Source organism: Rhodococcus sp. 1168, assembly GCF_002091955.1.
GTDB lineage: Bacteria > Actinomycetota > Actinomycetes > Mycobacteriales > Mycobacteriaceae > Rhodococcoides.
Window position 1 is genome coordinate 20,574 of sequence record NZ_MKKY01000070.1, and the last position, 19,658, is coordinate 40,231.

General features: G+C 62.0%; 20 protein-coding genes and 1 riboswitch. Of the genes, 7 read left to right on the plus strand and 13 right to left on the minus strand.

Annotated elements, in window-relative coordinates:
* Nucleotide 1: 1 nt before the first annotated feature.
* The 7 genes from BJI47_RS13090 to BJI47_RS25010 all read right to left on the minus strand — a co-directional run bounded on the left by BJI47_RS13090 (nucleotide 2) and on the right by BJI47_RS25010 (nucleotide 6,768).
* Nucleotides 2-1,615: an ABC transporter substrate-binding protein gene (locus tag BJI47_RS13090; RefSeq protein ID WP_088944130.1), complete on the minus strand. Its 1,614-nt coding sequence runs from the start codon at nucleotides 1,613-1,615 to the stop codon at nucleotides 2-4.
* 103 nt (nucleotides 1,616-1,718) lie between these two features.
* The gene (locus tag BJI47_RS13095) at nucleotides 1,719-2,762 is read right to left on the minus strand and encodes an LLM class flavin-dependent oxidoreductase (RefSeq protein WP_088944131.1); all 1,044 of its coding nucleotides are present in this window, start codon (nucleotides 2,760-2,762) and stop codon (nucleotides 1,719-1,721) included.
* Nucleotides 2,759-3,844: an FAD-dependent oxidoreductase gene (locus BJI47_RS13100; protein ID WP_088944132.1), complete on the minus strand. Its 1,086-nt coding sequence runs from the start codon at nucleotides 3,842-3,844 to the stop codon at nucleotides 2,759-2,761. The genes BJI47_RS13095 and BJI47_RS13100 overlap by 4 nt, the downstream gene beginning before the upstream one ends.
* A 28-nt stretch (nucleotides 3,845-3,872) precedes the next feature.
* The gene (locus BJI47_RS13105) at nucleotides 3,873-4,847 is read right to left on the minus strand and encodes an ABC transporter substrate-binding protein (protein ID WP_088944252.1); all 975 of its coding nucleotides are present in this window, start codon (nucleotides 4,845-4,847) and stop codon (nucleotides 3,873-3,875) included.
* A 35-nt stretch (nucleotides 4,848-4,882) separates the two neighbouring features.
* Complete coding sequence (locus BJI47_RS13110) at nucleotides 4,883-5,665, minus strand: amino acid ABC transporter ATP-binding protein (protein ID WP_088944133.1); 783 nt, start codon at nucleotides 5,663-5,665, stop codon at nucleotides 4,883-4,885.
* A complete protein-coding gene (locus BJI47_RS13115; protein WP_088944253.1) occupies nucleotides 5,662-6,582 on the minus strand; it encodes an amino acid ABC transporter permease in 921 nt (306 codons plus the stop codon). The genes BJI47_RS13110 and BJI47_RS13115 overlap by 4 nt, the downstream gene beginning before the upstream one ends.
* A gap of 111 nt (nucleotides 6,583-6,693) precedes the next feature.
* Nucleotides 6,694-6,768: a putative leader peptide gene (locus BJI47_RS25010; RefSeq protein ID WP_368655894.1), complete on the minus strand. Its 75-nt coding sequence runs from the start codon at nucleotides 6,766-6,768 to the stop codon at nucleotides 6,694-6,696.
* A 4-nt stretch (nucleotides 6,769-6,772) separates the two neighbouring features.
* A riboswitch (SAM riboswitch) is annotated at nucleotides 6,773-6,870 on the minus strand.
* Between the two features lie 312 nt (nucleotides 6,871-7,182).
* On the opposite strand from BJI47_RS25010, the gene BJI47_RS13120 reads away from it, so the two are divergent.
* The 4 genes from BJI47_RS13120 (at nucleotide 7,183) to BJI47_RS13135 (ending at nucleotide 11,011) form a co-directional block, all read left to right on the plus strand.
* Nucleotides 7,183-8,670: an MFS transporter gene (locus tag BJI47_RS13120; protein ID WP_088944134.1), complete on the plus strand. Its 1,488-nt coding sequence runs from the start codon at nucleotides 7,183-7,185 to the stop codon at nucleotides 8,668-8,670.
* Nucleotides 8,671-8,785: 115 nt separating this feature from the next.
* Nucleotides 8,786-9,052, plus strand: a complete 267-nt coding sequence (locus tag BJI47_RS13125; RefSeq protein WP_088944135.1) for a WhiB family transcriptional regulator — start codon at nucleotides 8,786-8,788, stop codon at nucleotides 9,050-9,052.
* Nucleotides 9,053-9,098: 46 nt separating this feature from the next.
* Nucleotides 9,099-9,896 (plus strand): HAD-IIA family hydrolase, encoded by a 798-nt coding sequence (locus BJI47_RS13130; protein WP_088944254.1) that lies wholly within the window; start codon nucleotides 9,099-9,101, stop codon nucleotides 9,894-9,896.
* On the plus strand, nucleotides 9,896-11,011 hold the full coding sequence (locus BJI47_RS13135; protein WP_088944136.1) for an isochorismate synthase MenF: 1,116 nt from the start codon (nucleotides 9,896-9,898) through the stop codon (nucleotides 11,009-11,011). The genes BJI47_RS13130 and BJI47_RS13135 overlap by 1 nt, the downstream gene beginning before the upstream one ends.
* Before the next feature lie 30 nt (nucleotides 11,012-11,041).
* On the opposite strand, the gene BJI47_RS13140 is transcribed toward BJI47_RS13135, so the two are convergent.
* The 3 genes from BJI47_RS13140 to BJI47_RS13150 are packed head-to-tail and all read right to left on the minus strand — an operon-like array spanning nucleotide 11,042 to nucleotide 13,276.
* On the minus strand, nucleotides 11,042-12,280 hold the full coding sequence (locus tag BJI47_RS13140) for an O-succinylhomoserine sulfhydrylase (RefSeq protein WP_088944255.1): 1,239 nt from the start codon (nucleotides 12,278-12,280) through the stop codon (nucleotides 11,042-11,044).
* Nucleotides 12,281-12,297: 17 nt separating this feature from the next.
* Entirely contained in the window at nucleotides 12,298-12,711 is a 414-nt protein-coding gene (locus BJI47_RS13145) for a rhodanese-like domain-containing protein (RefSeq protein ID WP_088944137.1), read from the minus strand.
* Between the two features lie 37 nt (nucleotides 12,712-12,748).
* A complete protein-coding gene (locus BJI47_RS13150) occupies nucleotides 12,749-13,276 on the minus strand; it encodes a hypothetical protein (RefSeq protein ID WP_088944138.1) in 528 nt (175 codons plus the stop codon).
* A gap of 411 nt (nucleotides 13,277-13,687) precedes the next feature.
* On the opposite strand from BJI47_RS13150, the gene BJI47_RS13155 reads away from it, so the two are divergent.
* On the plus strand, nucleotides 13,688-15,073 hold the full coding sequence (locus BJI47_RS13155) for an FAD-dependent oxidoreductase (RefSeq protein WP_088944139.1): 1,386 nt from the start codon (nucleotides 13,688-13,690) through the stop codon (nucleotides 15,071-15,073).
* A 73-nt stretch (nucleotides 15,074-15,146) separates the two neighbouring features.
* Here BJI47_RS13155 and BJI47_RS13160 read toward each other — a convergent pair whose 3' ends face one another.
* Entirely contained in the window at nucleotides 15,147-16,016 is an 870-nt protein-coding gene (locus BJI47_RS13160; protein ID WP_088944256.1) for an SMP-30/gluconolactonase/LRE family protein, read from the minus strand.
* 38 nt (nucleotides 16,017-16,054) lie between these two features.
* Here BJI47_RS13160 and BJI47_RS13165 point away from each other — a divergent pair, with 38 nt between their 5' ends.
* Nucleotides 16,055-16,789 carry an amidohydrolase family protein gene (locus BJI47_RS13165; RefSeq protein WP_088944140.1) on the plus strand — a complete coding sequence of 245 codons (735 nt, stop codon included), beginning with the start codon at nucleotides 16,055-16,057 and terminating at the stop codon, nucleotides 16,787-16,789.
* A gap of 8 nt (nucleotides 16,790-16,797) precedes the next feature.
* Here BJI47_RS13165 and BJI47_RS13170 read toward each other — a convergent pair whose 3' ends face one another.
* Nucleotides 16,798-17,280 (minus strand): DUF456 domain-containing protein, encoded by a 483-nt coding sequence (locus tag BJI47_RS13170; protein WP_176224836.1) that lies wholly within the window; start codon nucleotides 17,278-17,280, stop codon nucleotides 16,798-16,800.
* Entirely contained in the window at nucleotides 17,277-18,464 is a 1,188-nt protein-coding gene (purT, locus tag BJI47_RS13175; RefSeq protein WP_088944141.1) for a formate-dependent phosphoribosylglycinamide formyltransferase, read from the minus strand. Before purT ends, BJI47_RS13170 begins: the two co-directional genes overlap by 4 nt.
* A 117-nt stretch (nucleotides 18,465-18,581) precedes the next feature.
* Between purT and BJI47_RS13180 the strand changes: the two genes are divergently transcribed.
* Nucleotides 18,582-19,658, plus strand: coding sequence for a CaiB/BaiF CoA-transferase family protein (locus BJI47_RS13180; protein WP_088944142.1), 1,077 nt, complete (start codon nucleotides 18,582-18,584; stop codon nucleotides 19,656-19,658).

Sequence of the window (19,658 nt, forward strand, 5' to 3'; positions counted from 1 at the left end):
GCTACTGTCCGCTCAACCAGGTATCGAAGAACTGCAGACGTGCGGACGCCTCGAACTTCAGGTCCTGCGTTGCCGGCCCGGCGCCGATCGCCTGTGAGAGTTCGATGGTCGGAATCCACAGCCCGTTGTCGAGAACCTGCTGCTGCGTCGAGGCGAGGATCTCGTTGCGTGCAGCGGTGTCGGTGGTAGCCAACTCTTCGGTGAGGGAGGTATCGAGATCCGGGATCGGTCCGCGTGCGTTCAGGTTTCGTCCATCGACAGTGAAGGTAGTACGAAGAATGTCGCCATCTGCCCTTGTGCTGTTGTAGTACGTCGAGTCGAAATCCTTGGTGCCCAGACGCGCGGTGCTCTCCGGATTGGATACGAGTTCGAGCTGCAGATCCACCCCGACATTGCGCAGTTGCTGCTGGGTGAGTTCCAGGATCGCCTGGTTGCCCGCGAATACAGCGGTGAACATCACCTTGAAGGAGAGCTTCTGCCCGTTCTTCTCACGGATGCCGTCCGCTCCGAGAACCCAGCCGGCCGCGTCGAGGATGGATGTCGCCTTGCCCGGGTCGAACGTGACGTCGGGCAGCTCGGTATAACCGGGGGTCTTGCTCGCCAGTGTACTTGTCGCAGGTTTGAAGTCGGGACCGAGAACGGTGTCAATGAGCTCCTGCCGGTCGATCGCCGGTATCAGCGCTTTGCGTACTTCCCGATCCTGCAGCACCCCTCGAGAGACGTTGGGCTGGAACCCGAACGGCGTACCTGGATTCGAGGTCGTCAGGATCGAACCACCGGTGGCCTCGATCTGCGGCGCATCTTGCGGCAACGCATCACTGATCGCGTCGAGCTGATTCGAGGACAGGCTTCCGGTGCGGACACCGGACTCCTGGACGACAGTGAAATCGATGCCGTCCAGGTATGCCTCACCTTCGTGGTCGAATGCCGCCGAGCCCCAGCTGTATCCCACACGCTTGGCGAGAGTGACCGACTTGTTCTGCTGGTAGTCGGCATAGGCGAACGGCCCACTACCGATGTTGGCTCCGAGGCACCTCGCTTCCGCCGGCTGCGCGACGGTATCGAGTGATTGGATTCCGAGCTGCGCAGTGGACGTTGCCTGCAAGAACTGCGCATTCGGTCCGTAGAAATCCACCCGTGCGGTCAATGGGTCGACGACGGTAGTGCCCTTGTATCCGGACAGATAGCTCGCACCGAGAGGGGCTTTCACCGAGGTCAAGTCGGTGACGATCGAGTCGAAGTTCGCTTTGACCGCTTCGGCGTCGACCGGGGTTCCGTCGCTGAATGTCACACCGTCCTTCAGTGCGAAGGTGAACGAGGAGGCGTCGGCAGCGACTTCCCAGCTGTCGGCGAGCCACGGGGTGATCTCGCCGGTGTCGGGGTTCTGATCGGTGAGCGAATCCACGACCTGCCGAACCACATAGATTGTCTGATTACTGCCCGATTGCGCCGGGTCCGAGCAGGTCGGTGCCCCGGACAGCCCATAGCGCAGCGTGCCGCCCGATTGTGGTTCGCCGACGTCGGCAGGTGAGGTGGAACTGCCGCCGCAGGCAGTCAGAACAATGCTGACGGCAGCGAGCGCGCTGACTCCGACAAAATGGGAACGTGAGGACACCGAGTTACTCCGGATCTCGAGGAATGCCCGAACAGTCCACCGCGACGCCGTAGGAGCAGCGGCACGTCGAGCTGACGGACGGAAGGTGGACGGTGAAGCAGAACTATGGGGTAAGCGGGCGGCTCGGAAGTCGCTCGCGCAAGACGGGGGCCACGGCGGATTGGAACAGTTCGAGGCTTCGACACCACTGCCGCGGTGTCACACCGTCGGCGTCGGCGCTCAGGTGCATCACTTCGTGTCCGAACTGCTCGTAGTAGCGGCCGACCTTGTCGATCACCTGCTCAGGGCTGCCGATCAACGCAGAGCTGCGCTCGACCAGATCTTCGAGCGAGTCGAATACCACCGGCATGCCGGCGCTACGCTGAGCTGCCAAGCGTGCTTCGAACGTGAACCGATACGCAGCAACGGCTTCCTGCGAGGTCGGAGCGATATGGAAGCCTGCGGTCCCTGCACCGACAAGAGCGCCCTCGGGTCGATGACCGTAGAACTCCCATCGTTCGCGGTAATGCCGGACGAGTGCGGCGTAGGGTTCGATGGGATGGGTAACGTTGGCCGAAAATATCGGATCACCATACTGCGCAGCGAGATCCACCGACTCTCTGCTCGTTGCACTACCGTGCCAGATGCGGATGCGACTCTGCAACGGACGCGGCAACGCCTTCGCGCCCGCCAGCGGCGGGCGGAACCGACCGGACCAAGTCACCTTCTCGTTGTCCCAGAGCATCCGAAACAGCTCGTAACCTTCACGATTTCGCTGCCACTGATCCTGCGGTGTGACAGCGAACAAGTCGGCCTGTGCAGTGCCATTGCCCTTTCCGATGATCAGTTGCAGCCGACCATCGGACAGGTTGTCGAGCGTCGAGTAGTCCTCGAATGCGCGAACCGGGTCCAGAAGACTCAACGTGGTCACCGCAGTGAACAGTCCGATCTCCGACGTCCGAGCTGCGATAGCGCTCAGAATCACCGGTGGGGAGGACGAAATGAACGGATCTTCGTGGCGTTCCCCCACTGCAAAGCCGTCGAAACCCAGTTCTTCGGCGAGCACTGCAGTGTCGACGACTTCGCCGAGCCGTTCGGCCGGGGTCTTCAGTTTCCGCGAAATCGGGTCGGCACTGTTCGATACCAGCGTCATGAGCAGAAATTTCATGCTGCACTCTCACGAGTGCGCGGGCCCAGCTCGAACAGTGCTGTGCCGAGCGTGCGGCCGTCGACGAGATCGGCCACCAATTCCCCCACAGCAGGGGCGAACTTGAACCCGTGTCCGGAGAACCCTGCGGCCACAGTCAGATTACCGGACCGATCGACGATGAAGTTCGAATCAGCGGTCGTTGTGTACAGGCAGGTCAGTGGATCAGCAGAATCGACATCGACGCCTGGCAGCCATGCTCTCGCGTAGCTTTTCAGGCGCTCCACGCCCTCGGGAGCGGGCGTGAACTCACGTGTGTCGGGATCGACCACTGGCCCGGTACCGTGCTCGCCGATCTTGACGCCGTCCTCCGATGCGAGGCCGTAGATTCCTTCCGTCTGCAATGCCGCACCGGGGTGGTGGACGAAGCTGGGCCACGACGCGTCGAGAATCGGTAGGAAATGCGCGGGCTGTTCCTGAGTGGTCACCAGCTCTGGCATCGACACGTGCGCCGATGCGATCCGAGAGGTCCACGCACCCGCGGCGACGACCACATGATCGGCGGCAAAACTTCCGACGTCGGTCGAAACTTCCGTTCGAAGAATCTCACGAACGGCGCTACCGTATTCTGTTCGCACTCCCAGCTTTTCGGCCGCCGCAGTGAGGGCTGCGACACTGCGATCCGCATGCAACCGACCTGCATCAGGGTGATGGAGCACCGTGGTATCGAATGTCATCCCCGGCCAGCGGCGGTGCGCCTCGTTCGGGTCGAGAACCTCCCCCGCCAGTCCTGCGCGTCGCAGTGCTTCGATTCTCGGCCTCACGATATCCGGTACCCCGTGGTCCACGGCACCGGTAATGGTGAGCAGGTCTGTACCGGTATCGATTTCGAGCTCGCGCCACAAGGTGTAGGCGCGGGCAGCGAGGCCGACGTAGTAATCTTCGGCATAGGCGTGCCGAAAGATCCTCGACGTCCCGTGCGAGGCGCCGCTTTTGTGGCCGGGCTGGAACTGTTCCACGAGGGTCACCACGTGTCCGCGCTTGGCGAGGCTCCACGCCGATGCCGCCCCGATGACGCCGCCGCCGACGACTACTACCTTCATGACAACTTCCTTGACCTGTTCGAGTTGGTTATGGTGCCGTGCGCGGCAAGCCGGGCGGGTTGATGATCGACTTGGAGACAGCCTCGGACTGCAGGCCCCATTTCGCGAGCACCTTCTCGTAACTGCCGTCCTCGATGACGTGGTTGATGGCTTCCTGGATCGGCCCGATGAGGCCGTTGTCCTTCTTCGTCAGCACTGCGATCTCGCCTTGCAGTGCGTCCCCTGCACCGGAGAAGGTCCCGATCACTTCGCTCTCACCGGTGCTGGAGGAGTGATAGACCGCAGAAGGGTTGGGGCCGAAGTATGCGTCGATACGACCGGATCCGAGAGCCAGGTAGTAGTCGGACGCATTCTGGTAGTACGCGATCTCCGCGGCAGGGAGTCCGTCGGCCGCATTCTGCTCATTCCAGTCGACGAGCAACTGTTCCTGGTTGGTGCCCGAGCCCACGCCGATCTTCTTACCCGCGACGTCCTTGCGTCCCTCGACCGTCCAACCGCTGTCCTTCTTCGCCTCGAATGCAAGGTTGTCGAGTCGGTAGGTAGCGAAGTCGTACTTGTCTTTTCGCTCCTCGGTGACAGTGACGTTGGAGATGAATACGTCGTTCTCGCCCGAGTCGATCTTGACGAAGTTCTGTGCCCAGTCCGCAGTTCGGCGGTCGAGCTGCAAGCCCAAAGTGTCGGCGATCAGCCACTCGATATCGATCTCGGAACCGATTGGCGTCGTGTCGTCGGTGGCATAGAAGCCCAGTGGGGGAAGCGAACCGATCGAGCCCGTGCCGATCAACGTGCCCCGATCCCGAATTTCCTGAGGCACCTTCGCGGCGATCTCATCGACCTTGTCGACTTGGATACGGCCGGACTGTTCAGGAGAGAGATCGTAGGTCACGCCATCGGATGCGGTCACGGTGTTTTCGGTCACGGGTTCGCTGCAGGCGGTGGCCGAGAGGGCGATCGCAACGAGCGCTGAGGCGACTGCGGCGAGAGGTCTGGTGGATCTGGGCATGGCTGTTCCTTGTAGTTCGAAGTGGCGAAACTGCATCAGAGGACTCGTGCGAGAAAGGCTTTGGTTCGTTCTTGTTTCGGATTGTCGAGCAGAGCGGCAGGTGACCCCTGTTCGATGATCAGTCCGTCGTCCATGAAGACGATGTTGTCCGCGATCTCGCGAGCAAATCCGACTTCATGGGTCACGATCACGAGCGTCGCTCCGTCGCGGGCGAGAACACGAATTACTTCGAGAACCTCGCCGACGAGTTCAGGGTCCAGAGCCGAGGTGGGCTCGTCGAAGAGAATTACTTTGGGGCGCAATGCGAGCGCTCGGGCAATAGCCACGCGTTGCTGTTGCCCGCCGGAGAGCCGGCGCGGATAGTCGTGCTCCTTCTCCGCAAGACCGACGCGCCCCAGCAAAGCCTTCGCCTCGATCTCGACCTCGGACCGAGTGCGATTCTGTGCCGAGACCGGCGCCTCGACAACATTTTCCAGCGCAGTCAGGTGCGGAAAGAGATTGAAGTTCTGGAACACGAACCCGATCTGCGACCGCTGACGAAGGATCTCCTTGTTGCTCAGTTCGTGTAGCTTGTTGCCCTTGCGGCGATATCCCACCAGTTCACCGTCTATTCGAACCGTGCCCTTGTCGACTTTCTCGAGATGGTTGAGAACCCGCAGCAGTGTCGACTTCCCCGAACCTGACGGCCCGATGATGACCGTGACCTCGCCGGGGCGTACCAGAAGATCGACCCCTTTGAGTACCTCCAGCGTGCCGAACGACTTTTCGATGCCGCGCACCTCGACGGCGTACTCGGAATTCTTCGGCAGCGCGGTCATCGTGTAGCCCCTCGTGGCGCCAGGGTGATCTCGGCAAGTTTGTTGCGCAGCTTCTGAATCGGGGTCGGTGGGATGGTCCGCACAGCACCCTTTGCATAATGCCGTTCGACGTAGAACTGGACCACCGAGAGGATCGATGTCAGCACGATGTACCAGGCGGTTGCCACCAGCAGAAGCGGTACGACCCGCCCGTTGCGGCCGTACACCACCTGGACTTGGTAGAACAGCTCGGCGATGGCCATCACCGATACGATCGAGGTTCCCTTGAAGAGACTGATGACCTCGTTGGCTGCGTTCGGAAGAATTCCGCGCATGGCTTGCGGGAGAACAATTTTGAAGAACTCACGACGCTTGGGGATACCCAACGCAGCAGCTGCCTCCAGCTGGCCTTGATCTACCGAGATGATCCCGGATCGAACGATCTCGGCGGAATACGCGGCTTGGTGTAGTGCCAGACCGATGATTGCCGCGGTCGAGCCACTGATGACACTGTTGACATCGAACTCGAAGAACGCCGGACCGAACGGAATACCCAGCGACAGAGTCTGATAGAGATACGCGATGTTGAACCAGAACAACAGCTGGACTATCAACGGGATGGACCGAAAGGCCCAGATGTAGAACCAGGAGATCACCCGCAGGACAGGATTGTCCGACAGTCTGGCCACCGCGAGAGCGATACCGATGACGAATCCGAACAGCGTTCCCCAGAACGTCAACTGAATGGTGAGCCATAGAGCCGCCAGTATCGATGGCGCAGTGAAGTAGTCCGCGAACGTGCCCCAATCCCAACCAGGATTGGTCAGGAATCCGTGCAGGCACTGGGCGAGTACGACCAAGGTGACTGAGCTCGTCACCCACCGCCATGGATGCCACTTTCGAGCGACTACCAGTTCTTCGGCATTCGCGGCGGCGATGCCAGGAGCGGACCGGGTTGCGATGTCGGTCACTTCGACCACGGAATGATTGTGTGCATGCGAAAGCGCCCTTCGGGTGGCGTGTACCGAGAGAAAATGTCTGTGAAGTGTTCAGGCGTAGCGACAGGTACAGGTCGCCACGCGGCATAGATCGACGTGTAGGCGCCGCCACGTGTCGTAGCTCATGTTTCCTCCATCGGTCCTGGCGGTAGCACCCACACCTTCGGTGAGAAAGGGGGTTGCTGCGACGTCGTAGAGCCAAGGTCTCTCGGTCGCTCTGGATGGTGATGGAAACCTATGTCTTCGGCAGTGGATACGTCAAGTCGAGCAATTCCATTCATGTTGCGGCAGTGCGTATTCGGCTTGAGATCACGTTGATTTCAACCCTTGCAGCCCGAACGAAATCGGTCCGCCTGCACCCCTGGCTCATTCGATCCCACCGCAGCAACGGGCCCGCCGCCGTGCGGCATCGACCACACTTCTCGCTAGTCCGAGTTCGACGCGCCCTCGGATTGACGGATTGAGTCAGGTGAATTAACTTTGCTCAGTCAACTGCTTTAGAAATAGTTTTTGCTATTGCCTATATGCCCCGGAGGCACGATGTCCCAACGCTCGGCCGGCGCCGCCCCCGCGGTCTCTGATTCAACGAAAGGCGCCGGCACGGGTCCGATAGTCGCGGTCCTGTCGTTTGCGGGAGTCGTGGTCGCACTCATGCAGACCTTGGTCATTCCGCTGATCCCGCAGCTCCCCACATTGCTGGACACGTCTGCGTCGAACACTGCGTGGGTGATCACTGCAACGTTGCTTGCCGGCGCTGTAGCGGTTCCCATGATGGGCCGTCTCGGTGACATGTACGGCAAACGCAGGATGCTCCTCGTCGGCCTGGCCCTGCTCGTCGTCGGATCGGTCATCGGTGCACTGAGTGCGTCCGTGGTGCCACTCGTCTTCGGCCGTATCTTGCAGGGTTTCGCAGCCGGTGTGATACCTCTCGGAATCAGCGTCATGCGCGATGTCCTTCCTGCCAAGAAGCTCGCAAGTTCGATTGCCCTGATGAGCGCCTCGCTCGGCGTCGGCGGTGCCCTCGGAATCCCCGCGGCCTCACTGATTGCCGAGTACGCGAGCTGGCACTACTTGTTCTGGGCGGCAGCCGCCCTCGGAGTCTTCGTCATCGGCTTGGTCATCGCGGTCGTCCCCGAATCCAAGGTCCGCACGGGTGGCCGCTTCGACTTCGCCGGAGCGGCGTCCCTGTCAGCCGCGCTCATCACTTTGCTTCTGGCAATTTCCAAAGGTTCGAGTTGGGGATGGACCAGCGCCCAGACGCTGGGCATGCTCGCCGCCTCACTCGCATCGTTCGTCTTCTGGGGATGGTGGGAGCTCCGCACCGCGGAGCCGTTGGTCGACCTTCGCGTCACCGTTCGTCGGCAGGTGCTCTTCACCAACCTCGCTTCCATTTTCGTCGGATTCGCGCTCTTCGCAATGAGTTTGGTCTTTCCCCAGGTTCTACAGTTGCCGACCTCCACGGGGTACGGGTTGGGACAGTCGATCCTCGCTGCCGGCCTGGTGATGGCTCCCTCCGGGCTGGTCATGATGCTCGTCGCACCGATCTCCGCACACATCACCACAACGAGAGGCCCGAAAGTCACCATGATGCTGGGTGCGCTCGTCATTGCCGTCGGATACCTGCTCGGCACGCTCACCCTCAGCGCGGTATGGCTTCTGGTGATTATTTCGATCATCATCGGAGCCGGAATCGGACTCGCGTACGGTGCTATGCCCGCGCTCATCATGGGCGCAGTTCCTGCCTCGGAAACCGGCGCGGCCAACAGCTTCAACACGCTGATGCGTTCTCTTGGAACATCTTTCGCCAGTGCAGTGGCGGGTGTCATCCTTGCGCAGATGACCATCAGCACCGGAGCGGTCAGTGTCCCCTCCGAGGCCGCCTTCCATGTGACGATGGCAGTCGCAGCAGGGGCTTCCATTCTGGCCTTCGTACTCTGCATCTTCATCCCGCGCTTCCAGAGTCCGACCACTTCGACGAAAGTCGAGTCGGCGGCCGAGGCATTCACACCCGCCACCACAGCGAACTGACGCCTGAACGGTCCCTGTACGTCGGCTTGTGGTGACTCCAAAAGTTCACCTCATGGTCAGATTCTCGATGATGTGAAATCTTCCGTTCGGTCTTTTGCCCGACCATCATCGAGTCATGGCGCCCACAATCGAAGCATGGCAGTGGCAAATGGATGCGGCCTGCCGCGGCACCAGTTCGGAGATCTTCTTTTCCCCCTCCGGCGAGGGGCGGACCGCGAGACGAATGCGCGAAGAGCAGGCGAAAGATCTGTGTGCGGAGTGTCCCGTCGTAACGCAATGCCGAAGTTTTGCAATCTCGGCGAACGAACCCTTCGGGGTGTGGGGTGGGACGACCGCCCGTGAACGTGCGCTCGAGCGTGCCCGAGCGCAACGGGCCGGGTAGAGCACATCTGCTGCTCTGGAACAGGCGGGTAGAGCACAATGGTGGAGTGAGCTCACCAGAGGAACGGCAGCGTTGGACCTATCTGATGGACATGGACGGCGTCCTCGTTCACGAGGACCATCTCATTCCCGGTGCAGACGTGTTCGTTGCCGAACTGCAGTCGAACGAGATCCCGTTCGTCGTGCTGACGAACAATTCGATCCGGACTCCACGTGACCTGCGGGCCCGTCTGGAAAGAACCGGGCTTGACATTCCGGAGAAGGCGATCTGGACTTCCGCGCTGGCCACGGCGAACTTTTTGGGGAGTCAGCGACCGGGCGGAAGCGCGTATGTCGTCGGCGAATCCGGCTTGACGACGGCCCTGCACGACATCGGCTACGTCCTCACCGACTCCAATCCCGATTACGTGGTGCTAGGTGAAACCCGGACCTACTCCTTCGAGGCAATTACCACCGCTATTCGGCTGGTCGAGAAGGGCTCACGCTTCATCGCGACCAATCCCGACGCCACCGGCCCCTCTCGCGACGGTTCGCTGCCCGCCACCGGATCCGTCGCCGCGCTCATCACCAAGGCGACCGGAAAAGAGCCCTATTACGTAGGTAAGCCGAATCCGCTGATGATGAGATCGGCGCTTCGAAAGATCGGTGGCCATTCCGAAAGCACCCTCATGATCGGTGACCGCATGGACACCGACATCGTGTCCGGCCTCGAAGCGGGGCTGCAGACCATCCTGGTGTTGACGGGCATTTCGACGGCGGCATCGGTGGAGCAGTACCCGTTCCGGCCGACCAAGGTCATCAACTCGGTGGCAGATCTGGTCGGTCGCACCCAGACGCCCTTCTGATGAACCGAGCTATCCCGGACCATTCCGCCGACCTGAACAGTGGGACGTTCGTGTTGTCCCGCAGCGACTACAACGTCGAAGCCAGGGGAACCGATCGTTGCTATCGGTCCATCCAGGACGCTGTCGAAGCTGTGCGTGCGGGGCACTCCGTCGTAGGGGCGCTACCGTTCGATGTCGCCGACCCAGCGGCACTGGTCGAGCCGCTCGAACTGACCCGGCGGCAGGGTCCGTGGCAGCCCTCGGGGACCGTGGTTCCACTGCCGAGCGTGCACATCGGTGGGCAGATCCCGTCCTCGGCGGTACACGTCGAACGGGTACGGGCACTCGTGGATACGTTGCGAGCGGGCGCCGCGCAGAAAGTGGTCCTGGCGCGGTCACTGCAGCTGCATGCGGATGGACCGATCCCCCCACTTTCGCTTCTCGACTCATTGGTGCGTGCAGATCGACTCGGCAACGGTTTCGCCGTCGACCTGTCCGCAGCAGGCGGTGACTACTCGGGAAAATATCTGGTCGGCTCCAGCCCTGAACTGCTGGTACGACGCCACGGCACCACCGTCACCTGTCACCCGTTCGCCGGCACCGCAGCGCGTAGCGAAGATCCCCGGATGGACGCGGAGATCGCAGCACAATTGCAGGCGAGTACGAAAGACCAAGCCGAACACCGTTTCGTGGTCGAGGAAATTCGAGCGGCGTTGGAGCCGCTCTGCGCAGACCTCGACATCCCAGAACTGCCACAGCTCAGCAGTACTCCGCAGCTATGGCATCTCAGTACACCGATCACCGGCGTTCTCCGAGACGAATCAACAACCGCGCTCGAGGTAGCACTCGCCCTGCATCCGACGGCCGCCGTCGCCGGAGTCCCCCGCGCAGCGGCCATGGAAGCGATCGCACGCATAGAAGGAAAACGCGGCTTCTACGCCGGCACGGTCGGCTGGACGGACGGCACCGGAAACGGCGAATGGATGGTCGCGATCAGGGGGCTCGAGCTTGCAGCAGGCGGGCTCTCGGCCGTCGCAACAGCCGGCGGCGGGATCGTCGGAGCATCCGATCCCGACGCCGAACTTGCCGAAACGACTGCAAAGTTCCGAACGATTCTCTCTGCCCTGGGCCTCTAACCGAACCGGCAGTTGCGTGCGAACGAGCAGTCAGCCCAGCGCCTGCGCCAGATCTGCGATCAGGTCCACGGGGTCTTCGAGCCCGATCGAGATACGCACCACGCCGTCGGTAATGCCAACGGAGGCACGGCCTTCCTGGCCCATAGCGCGGTGAGTGGTCGTCGCCGGATGAGTGATGAGCGATTTCGCGTCACCGAGATTGTTCGAGATGTCGACGATCCGTAGGGCATCGAGGAATTCGAATGCTCGCTTCTTCCCCTCGCCCTCTGCCGCGTCGAGCTCGAACGTGACGACGGTGCCGCCGCCGCTCATCTGCGACTTCGCCAGTTCGTACTGAGGATGCGACTCGAGGTAGGGGTACTTGACCCACGACACCGCCGAATGCCCTTCGAGGAACCGCGCGATCTCCAGCGCAGCCTGTGTGGAGTGCCGCACTCGCACCGGCATCGTCTCGAGCCCCTTGAGCAAAGTCCACGCGTTGAACGGACTCAGCGCTGGGCCGGTGTGGCGCATCAGATTCTTCACCGGTCCGTCGATGTACTCGGCGGACCCGAGGATCGCGCCGCCGAGAACTCGGCCCTGACCGTCTATGTGTTTGGTGCCCGAGTAGACCACGACATCAGCACCCAGATCGAGGCTCTTCTGCAATAGTGGAGTGGCAAAGACGTTGTCCAACACAACAGTTGCGCCCGCAGCGTGCGCAAGCTCTGATACCCGCACGACATCGACGAGTGACTGCATCGGGTTCGACGGCGTCTCGAAGAACACAGCAGTCGTCGGAACCGACAGCGCTTCTTCCCACTGATCGTTGTCCTCGCCGTCGACAAATACGGTCTCCACGCCCCACCGCGGCAGAATTTCGTTGCACACCACGAAGCACGATCCGAACAGACTGCGGGCGGCCACGAGGCGATCACCCGCTTTCAACAATGCACCGAGCGCGGTGAAGACAGCCGACATTCCGCTCGAAGTACCGAAGCACGCCTCCGCGCCCTCGATCAGCCGCAATCGCTCCTCGAACATCTTCACGGTCGGGTTGCCGTACCGCGAGTAGACGAAATGATCGACCTCGCCCGTGAAGGCCTGCTCGGCGGCACCGGCACTTTCGTAGACAAATCCGGAAGACAGATACAGCGCCTCGGAGTTCTCGTCGAAGCCCGAGCGCATCAAACCACCGCGGACCCCCAGCGTTCCCTGACCGACCCCCGTGGGCAACGGCTTCTCGAAGCCGCCACCCTTCGGGATACCCGAGCTCTGCCCGCCATTCATCCGATTTCCCGTCTCGCTCACGACTGCCTCCAAGGCAAGCCTGCCGCACGCCACCCTGTCGCGCCGCGATGGCCTTCGGCATCGGTTGCGCCCTCGAACCCATCGAGAATGTTGTAAGACGGGCCGATACCGGCAGCAGTGGCGGCGATGGCGGCCCCGATGGATCGCTGCCCGGATCGGCACAGGAACACCACCGGACGTGAGCCGTCGACACCGGATTCCTTCAATTGATCGACGAAGCGTTCGTTGCGTGCACCATCCGGGTAGCTGACCCACTCGATGAGGTGCGTCGGCCGCTCGATCGTCGAGGTGTCCGGGACGCCGACGTATTGCCATTCCGCATGGGTACGCACATCCACCAACACTGCATCGGGATCGCTGCGAAGCAGCTCCCAGGCTGCTCGAGGGGTTATGTCACCTGCATAAGTCACGGGTCAAGCCTTCCATGTTCGATGGATTCGACATCTCTCATACGTTGCACACCAGCCATTGATCGCCGGAGCGAACGAACTTCCACTGATCGTCTGGCGTGGTGCCGGACTTCGTTTCCTTCGTCGGCACCGTCGCGACGCCCCGGTCACCGTTGACCTCATAATCGGCAGGTACGCCGTCGACCGTGGTCTTCCCGTTCTCCTGAACGTATTCGGCCCGGTCGGATCGGTACTGGTCGTCAGTGCCGCGGATGAGCTTCGCAACCTGGTCCGAACACGTCGCCGATCGCAGCAGCTCGGCGTCACCGGTGTTCTGCGCGTCGACGAAATCGGTGATGCTGTCCGTCATCAACTGTGCCTGGGTGATGTTCTTCTCCGCAGGTGCAAACTTGGCGGACAGAAAAATAGCAGCAAGAATCGCAACCACTATCCCGGCTGCCAGCAGGAACGGCCATGCCGACGCCGGACGGCGTCCGCCTGCCCCAGATGCCGCTTCGGAAGCGTTGTTCTGCGCTTCCTCACGAGAATCGGCCCACTGTTGTCTTCGTTCACGCCACGACGCCATACGACCAATCTTCCTTGTCTTTACGCTTCGAGGTTCGGCCGGGGTTGTCCTGTTGCGGGGCCGATCGGAATGTCGTCGCGCAGCGGAGTGTGGGAGAGCAGCGACGAATCCGGGCGGAGTCGACACGGGTGCGGCTTATTCGAACGAAATGAGAATGGCCGCAAAGGCTCACGAGTCGGGTGTGGTCACCGACAGCACATATTGGTGCAGACACGACAGAAGTCGACGGCTATCCGCCGGACCAGAAATGTCGTGTGCACAGTGCAATTCCTACCTGGAACTGGGCAATAGCGCAATTTCGGAGATTCGTGCCGCTCATACCGCAGTGATGAGGACCACCCACCCCGTGAAGTGATGCCTAATTTATGCTGGGGTATCCGTACCTCCCTCGACGAAGGTAGTTCGCTGCACATGACTGATCAGACCCGTCCACTTCGCGTCGCCATCGTCGGCGCCGGACCGGCAGGCATCTACGCCGCCGACGCACTCATGAAGTCCGACTACAACGTCGCCGGCCGCGGCGTCAGCGTCGATCTGTTCGAACGCATGCCCGCCCCCTTCGGACTCATCCGCTACGGCGTGGCACCCGACCACCCCCGCATCAAGGGCATCATCACCGCCCTACACAAAGTCCTCGACAAACCACAGGTCCGCCTCCTCGGCAACATCGACTACGGCACCGACATCACCCTCGATGACATGCGCCGCTTCTACGACGCCGTCATCTTCTCCACCGGCGCCAACGCCGACCGCGACCTCAACATCCCCGGCATCGACCTCGACGGCAGCTACGGCGCCGCCGACTTCGTTTCCTGGTACGACGGCCACCCCGACGTCCCCCGCACCTGGCCACTGACGGCAGAGAAAGTCGCTGTCCTCGGCGTCGGCAACGTCGCCCTCGACGTCGCACGCGTCCTCGCCAAAACCGGTGACGAACTCCTCCCCACCGAAATCCCAGCCAACGTCTACGAAGGCCTCAAGACCAACAAGGCCATCGAGGTCCACGTCTTCGGACGCCGCGGACCCGCACAAGCCAAATTCACCCCCCTAGAACTCCGCGAACTCGATCACTCCACCAACATCGAAGTAATCGTCGCCCCCGAGGACATCGACTACGACGAAGGCTCCGAAGCCGCACGCCGCGGATCCAAGCAGGTCGACATGGTCGCCAACACCCTCCAAGACTGGGCCATCCGCGACGTCGGCACCCGCCCGCACAAACTGTTCCTGCACTTCTTCGAATCTCCCACCGAAATCCTCGGCGAAGACGGCAAAGTCATCGGCCTGCGCACCGAACGCACCGAACTCGACGGCACCGGCAACGTCAAAGGCACCGGCAAATACAACGACTGGGACGTCCAAGCTGTCTACCGCGCCGTCGGCTACCTCTCCAAGAACATCGCCCAACTCCCCTTCGACGACCAAGCCGGCACCATCCCCAACGAAGCAGGCCGCGTTCTCGAATCGGCGCACTCGCACACCGCGGTACCGGCGACCTACGTCACCGGCTGGATCAAACGCGGACCCGTCGGCCTCATCGGCCACACCAAAGGCGACGCCAACGAAACCGTCGCCAACCTCCTCGAAGACGCACCGAACTTCACCGCCGCCCCCGAACCTACCGAGCAGGCCGTCACCGACTTCCTCGAGAGCAAGAAAGTCCCCTTCACCACCTGGGACGGCTGGTACCGCCTCGACGCCCACGAACGCAGCCTCGGCGAAACAGAAGGCCGCGAACGCGTCAAAGTCGTCGAGCGTGAAGACATGTTGAAGGCGTCCGAGCCGGACAAGGCCTAGCGGCAGGTGAGTGGAAATACGCCTGAAGGACGTAATTCCACTCACATGCCTGCCTAGTCGTGGGTCGCAGCCTTTATACCCGCACAGCCAGCAGTTTTCCTGCCGTCTCCACCTTGCGCTGATGTTCGTTGAAGTCGGGTGCGGCGCAGACGAACAAGGTGCGGCCGTCGTCCCCACCGAGTCCGCAGGCAAAGACACCGGTATCGAATTCGAGCTGATCGATGATGCCTTTGCCGTGCGCGAGGTGAACCACACGTTGACCGAGCGCGTCGGCTACCCACAGCGTTCCGTCGGTGTCGATACAGCACCCGTCGGCGGCTACGACCAGCTGCCCGAGTGCGGCAGTCACATCGCCCATGTCCGGGAGTTCGGCGAACTTCACCCAGTCACGCCGCTCCCCGAGCGATCCATCGGGACGAACCGCGAACGCACTCACGCGGTTGCCTATCGTCTCGTCGACGAGCAGTTCCCCGTCCTCGGTCATGGCCATCCCGTTGGGAAAGTACAGATCTTCCGCTGCGACGTGGACGGATCCGTCGGGATCGACCCGCAGTAGATCCGCCGTCGCGGGTGTCGCGAGATTCATCAAATCAAAGCCGAAATTGCCGACATACGCACGACCGTTGGCGTCGACCAGCATGTCGTTGAGGTTGGCACCGACGTACGAAGACAGATCGGCATGGACGACGAGGGTTCCGTCGTCCTCCCGCCGCAAAATCTTCTGATCGCGCATCGAAACCACGAGCAACCTGCCGTCGGGAAGCCACCCGAGCCCGGACGGCTGCTGCGGGACCTCTGCCTCGACGCGAACATCGGAGCCGTCGGCCTCGGCAGAGATCACCTGCTGGCTGTAGAAGTCCGATACCCAGATACGGCCGGAGTGCCAACGCGGACATTCCAAGTACGTGTAGTTCTCGAGGACAACTGTGACTTCGGGTTTCATGAACGCCATCGAAACACACACCTGTCATGCTGTGAGGCGTGTTCGACGCTCATTTTCATATCATCGATCCCGCCTACCCTCTTGTGGAGAACAACGGATTCGTTCCGGAGCCGTTCACCATCGCCGACTATTCGGCCCGAATCGACGGCCTCGGCAGCACCGGTGGTGCCGTGGTCAGCGCTTCGTTTCAGGGCAGCGATCAGAGCTTCCTGGTTGCCGCGCTGGCGGCGTTGGGCCGAGGATGGGTCGGGGTCATTCAACTCGCGCCGGACGCCACCGACGAGGACATCCTCGCGCTCGACGACGCAGGTGTTCGTGCTCTTCGCTTGAATCTCCGGCGCGGCGCCACCGACATACAAACCCTGACCACGCAGGCGCGGCGCGCGTTCGACCTCGTCGGGTGGCCCGCCGAACTGTATGTCGATGCGTCCATGCTTCTCTCGCTCGAACCGATTCTGGCGAAGCTGCCCGCTGTCAGTATCGACCACCTCGGTATGTCGTCCAAAGGTCTGTCGTACCTGCTCAACCTGGTAGACCGAGGAGCGCGCGTAAAAGCAACAGGCTTCGGCAGAGTGGATCTCGACATCGTCGAGACCATGCGTCGGATTCACGCGGTCGACCCGTCGGCACTGATGTTCGGAACCGATCTGCCCGGCACGCGCGCACCGCGTCCGTTCCTCGAATCCGATCTGAACCTCATCGCCGAAGCGGTCGGTGGCGACCTACCCGCGGTTCTCGACGGCAACGCGCGCGCCTGGTACCGCGTCACCTGACCGACTCATCAGAATGCGAGGACGGCGGAAAGCCAGACCGCGCTTGCCAACAGAGCTCCCAACAGCTCGACGAGTATCGACAGCCCCGCGGCCTTGGTTGCATGAACCGTGGATTGCCATGCGGCGGAATGACTTCGATGCCGGGGAAGTTCGGCGGCATAGACGCCGAGCACGAATCCGACGAACAGCCCGACCACCGGGATGACGAAAAAGCCGACGATGCCGAGCAACCCACCGAGGACCAAAGATCGCGTGGGAACACCGGCGTCGCGCATCCGCCTCCCGGGCCAGGTGTACTTGACGACGCCGCTTACCACGAGCAATACCGTCGCGATACCGAAGGCCGTCCACGCTGCGCTACCGCCGGTCAACAGCGCCCACACCCCGATAGCCGCGAAGATCAGGATCGTTCCAGGCAGGATCGGAACGACGACACCGATCAAGCCCACTGCAATGACCAGGCCCACGAGCACTTCCGCGTAGCCGCTCACGTGACCGGGTGAACCTTTCCTGCGGCTTCGAAGGCCCTGGACCGGGCGGTGGCGATGTCCGCGGCTGTCGACACCGCAACACCCATCCGCCTGCGCACGAAACTCTCCGGCTTACCGAACAACCGAAGATCGGTTTCCGGCACGGCCAGCGCGTCCGCGACCCCTTCGAAGCTGATTCCGCTCGCGTCGACACCGCCGTAGATCACCGCCGAAGCTCCGGGAGAGAGGAGCGTCGTATCCACGGGCAGTCCGAGGATTGCTCGGGCATGCAGTTCGAATTCCGAGAGGCGCTGGGTGCGTAGGGTGACCAGGCCGGTGTCGTGTGGGCGAGGACTGACCTCGGAGAAGTAGACGTCATCCCCTTTGACGAACAGTTCGACACCGAAGACTCCGCGCCCACCGAGTGCAGTGGTGATCCGGTCGGCGACGTCTTTCGCACGCGCCAGGGCAGCGTCGGACATCGGCTGGGGTTGCCAGGATTCGACATAGTCCCCCGCTTCCTGCAGATGACCGATCGGCTCGCAGAAATCAGTTCCGGCAATCGAACGGATGGTCAGAAGTGTTATCTCGTAGTCGAAATCGACGAAGCCTTCCACGATGACGCGACCGAGATCGACGCGGCCACCCTTCAGCGCGTACTCCCAAGCTTGTTCGACGTCTTCGGGTCCGTGAACTACCGACTGGCCCTTACCCGACGAGGACATCACCGGCTTGATCACCGAGGGAAAACCGATGTCGGACAGTGCCTTACGTACCTCGTCGAGTGAATCTGCGAAAGCGAAAGGTGAGGTGGGGAGTCCCAGATCTTCGGCCGCGAGCCGACGGATACCTTCGCGGTTCATCGTCAACTGGGTTGCGCGAGCTGTCGGGATGACCACCGTGCGGCCACGCTGCTCCACCTCGGCGAGGGCGTCGGTGGCGATGGCCTCGATCTCGGGGACCACGAAGTCCGGTTGCTGGGCGTCGATCAGAGCCAGCAACTCTTCCGGGTCGCTCATGTCGATGGTGAAACAGTGGTGGGCTACCTGATGGCCAGGGGCGTTGTCGTAACGATCGACGGCAATCACCTCGACGCCGAGACGCTGGAACGCGATGATGACTTCTTTACCCAGCTCACCTGCGCCGAGCAGCATCACCCGCGTCGCACCCGAGGTAAGAGGTGTGCCGATCCGTCCATATTCCATTGCCGCGCTCACCTGCCCATTATCCATACCCCGACTACTTTGACGTCCAAGCACAAGTTAACCTCCAGACACCCAGTCGGCCTGCCGAACGAGCCGACCTGATCGGAACGAGGAAATGTGTCGAGTAGCGGTGGACCACTCACGGGGCTTCGCGTCGTAGAACTTGCTGGAATCGGACCGGGGCCGCACGCGGCGCTGCTGTTGGCGGATCTCGGTGCCGACGTCGTCCGAGTGCAACGCGCCGGGCAGATCGCCGAACACGATCAGCAACTCCGTAGCCGAACTATCGTCGAAGCAAACCTCAAGGACCCGGCCGACATCGAGAAAGTCCTCGGCCTGCTCGAGCGTGCCGACGTCCTGATCGAAGGTTTCCGTCCCGGCGTCACCGAGCGTCTCGGCCTGGGGCCGGAGGATGTCCTCGCCCGTAACCCACGTCTCGTGTACGGCCGAATGACAGGGTGGGGACAGGAAGGTCCGTGGTCCGCGGCCGCCGGCCACGACATCAACTACATCTCCGTCACCGGTGTCCTGAACGCGATCGGGCGCAAGGGTGAGCGCCCCGTGCCACCGCTGAACATGGTCGGTGATTTCGGCGGCGGATCGATGTTCTTGATCTTCGGCATTCTGGCTGCACTGTTCGAACGCCAGACCTCGGGCAAGGGCCAGGTCGTCGACGCGGCGATGGTCGACGGCACCGCCGCACTCTCGCACATGATCTGGGGCCTACGCGGCATCGGAGCCTGGTCCGACGAGCGTGGGGTCAACATGCTCGACACCGGATTTCCCTTCTACGACACCTATGAGACTTCCGACGGAAAGTACATGGCCGTCGGCGCGCTGGAACCGCAGTTCTTCGCCGAGATGCTCAGGCTGCTCGAGCTCGATCCGGCCACGACCCCAGGTCAGGGTGAGCGGGACCGCTGGCCTGAGATGCGTGAACTTTTCACTGCCACCTTCAAATCCAAAAAGCGCGACGAGTGGACTGCGATTTTCGACGGCACCGACGCGTGCGTCTCACCGGTCCTGACATTCGCCGAAGCTCCCGAGCAGCGGCACCTGAAGGATCGGGGCACGCTCATCGAGGTCGACGGCGTCACTCAGCATCGCCCGGCACCGCGTTTCTCACGCACCCCGAACGGCACCCCGACCGCTCCCCCGTCGACCGCATCGGACGTCGAGACACTCTGGCGCTGA

Coding starts and splice junctions, on each gene's coding strand:
- BJI47_RS13095 (WP_088944131.1), bottom strand. CDS start 2,762: ATGAAATTTCTGCTCATGACGCTGGTATCGAACAGTGCCGACCCGATT.
- BJI47_RS13100 (WP_088944132.1), bottom strand. CDS start 3,844: ATGAAGGTAGTAGTCGTCGGCGGCGGCGTCATCGGGGCGGCATCGGCG.
- BJI47_RS13105 (WP_088944252.1), bottom strand. CDS start 4,847: ATGCCCAGATCCACCAGACCTCTCGCCGCAGTCGCCTCAGCGCTCGTT.
- BJI47_RS13110 (WP_088944133.1), bottom strand. CDS start 5,665: ATGACCGCGCTGCCGAAGAATTCCGAGTACGCCGTCGAGGTGCGCGGC.
- BJI47_RS13120 (WP_088944134.1), top strand. CDS start 7,183: ATGTCCCAACGCTCGGCCGGCGCCGCCCCCGCGGTCTCTGATTCAACG.
- BJI47_RS13125 (WP_088944135.1), top strand. CDS start 8,786: ATGGCGCCCACAATCGAAGCATGGCAGTGGCAAATGGATGCGGCCTGC.
- BJI47_RS13135 (WP_088944136.1), top strand. CDS start 9,896: ATGAACCGAGCTATCCCGGACCATTCCGCCGACCTGAACAGTGGGACG.
- BJI47_RS13140 (WP_088944255.1), bottom strand. CDS start 12,280: ATGAATGGCGGGCAGAGCTCGGGTATCCCGAAGGGTGGCGGCTTCGAG.
- BJI47_RS13150 (WP_088944138.1), bottom strand. CDS start 13,276: ATGGCGTCGTGGCGTGAACGAAGACAACAGTGGGCCGATTCTCGTGAG.
- BJI47_RS13155 (WP_088944139.1), top strand. CDS start 13,688: ATGACTGATCAGACCCGTCCACTTCGCGTCGCCATCGTCGGCGCCGGA.
- BJI47_RS13160 (WP_088944256.1), bottom strand. CDS start 16,016: ATGAAACCCGAAGTCACAGTTGTCCTCGAGAACTACACGTACTTGGAA.
- purT (WP_088944141.1), bottom strand. CDS start 18,464: ATGGAATATGGACGGATCGGCACACCTCTTACCTCGGGTGCGACGCGG.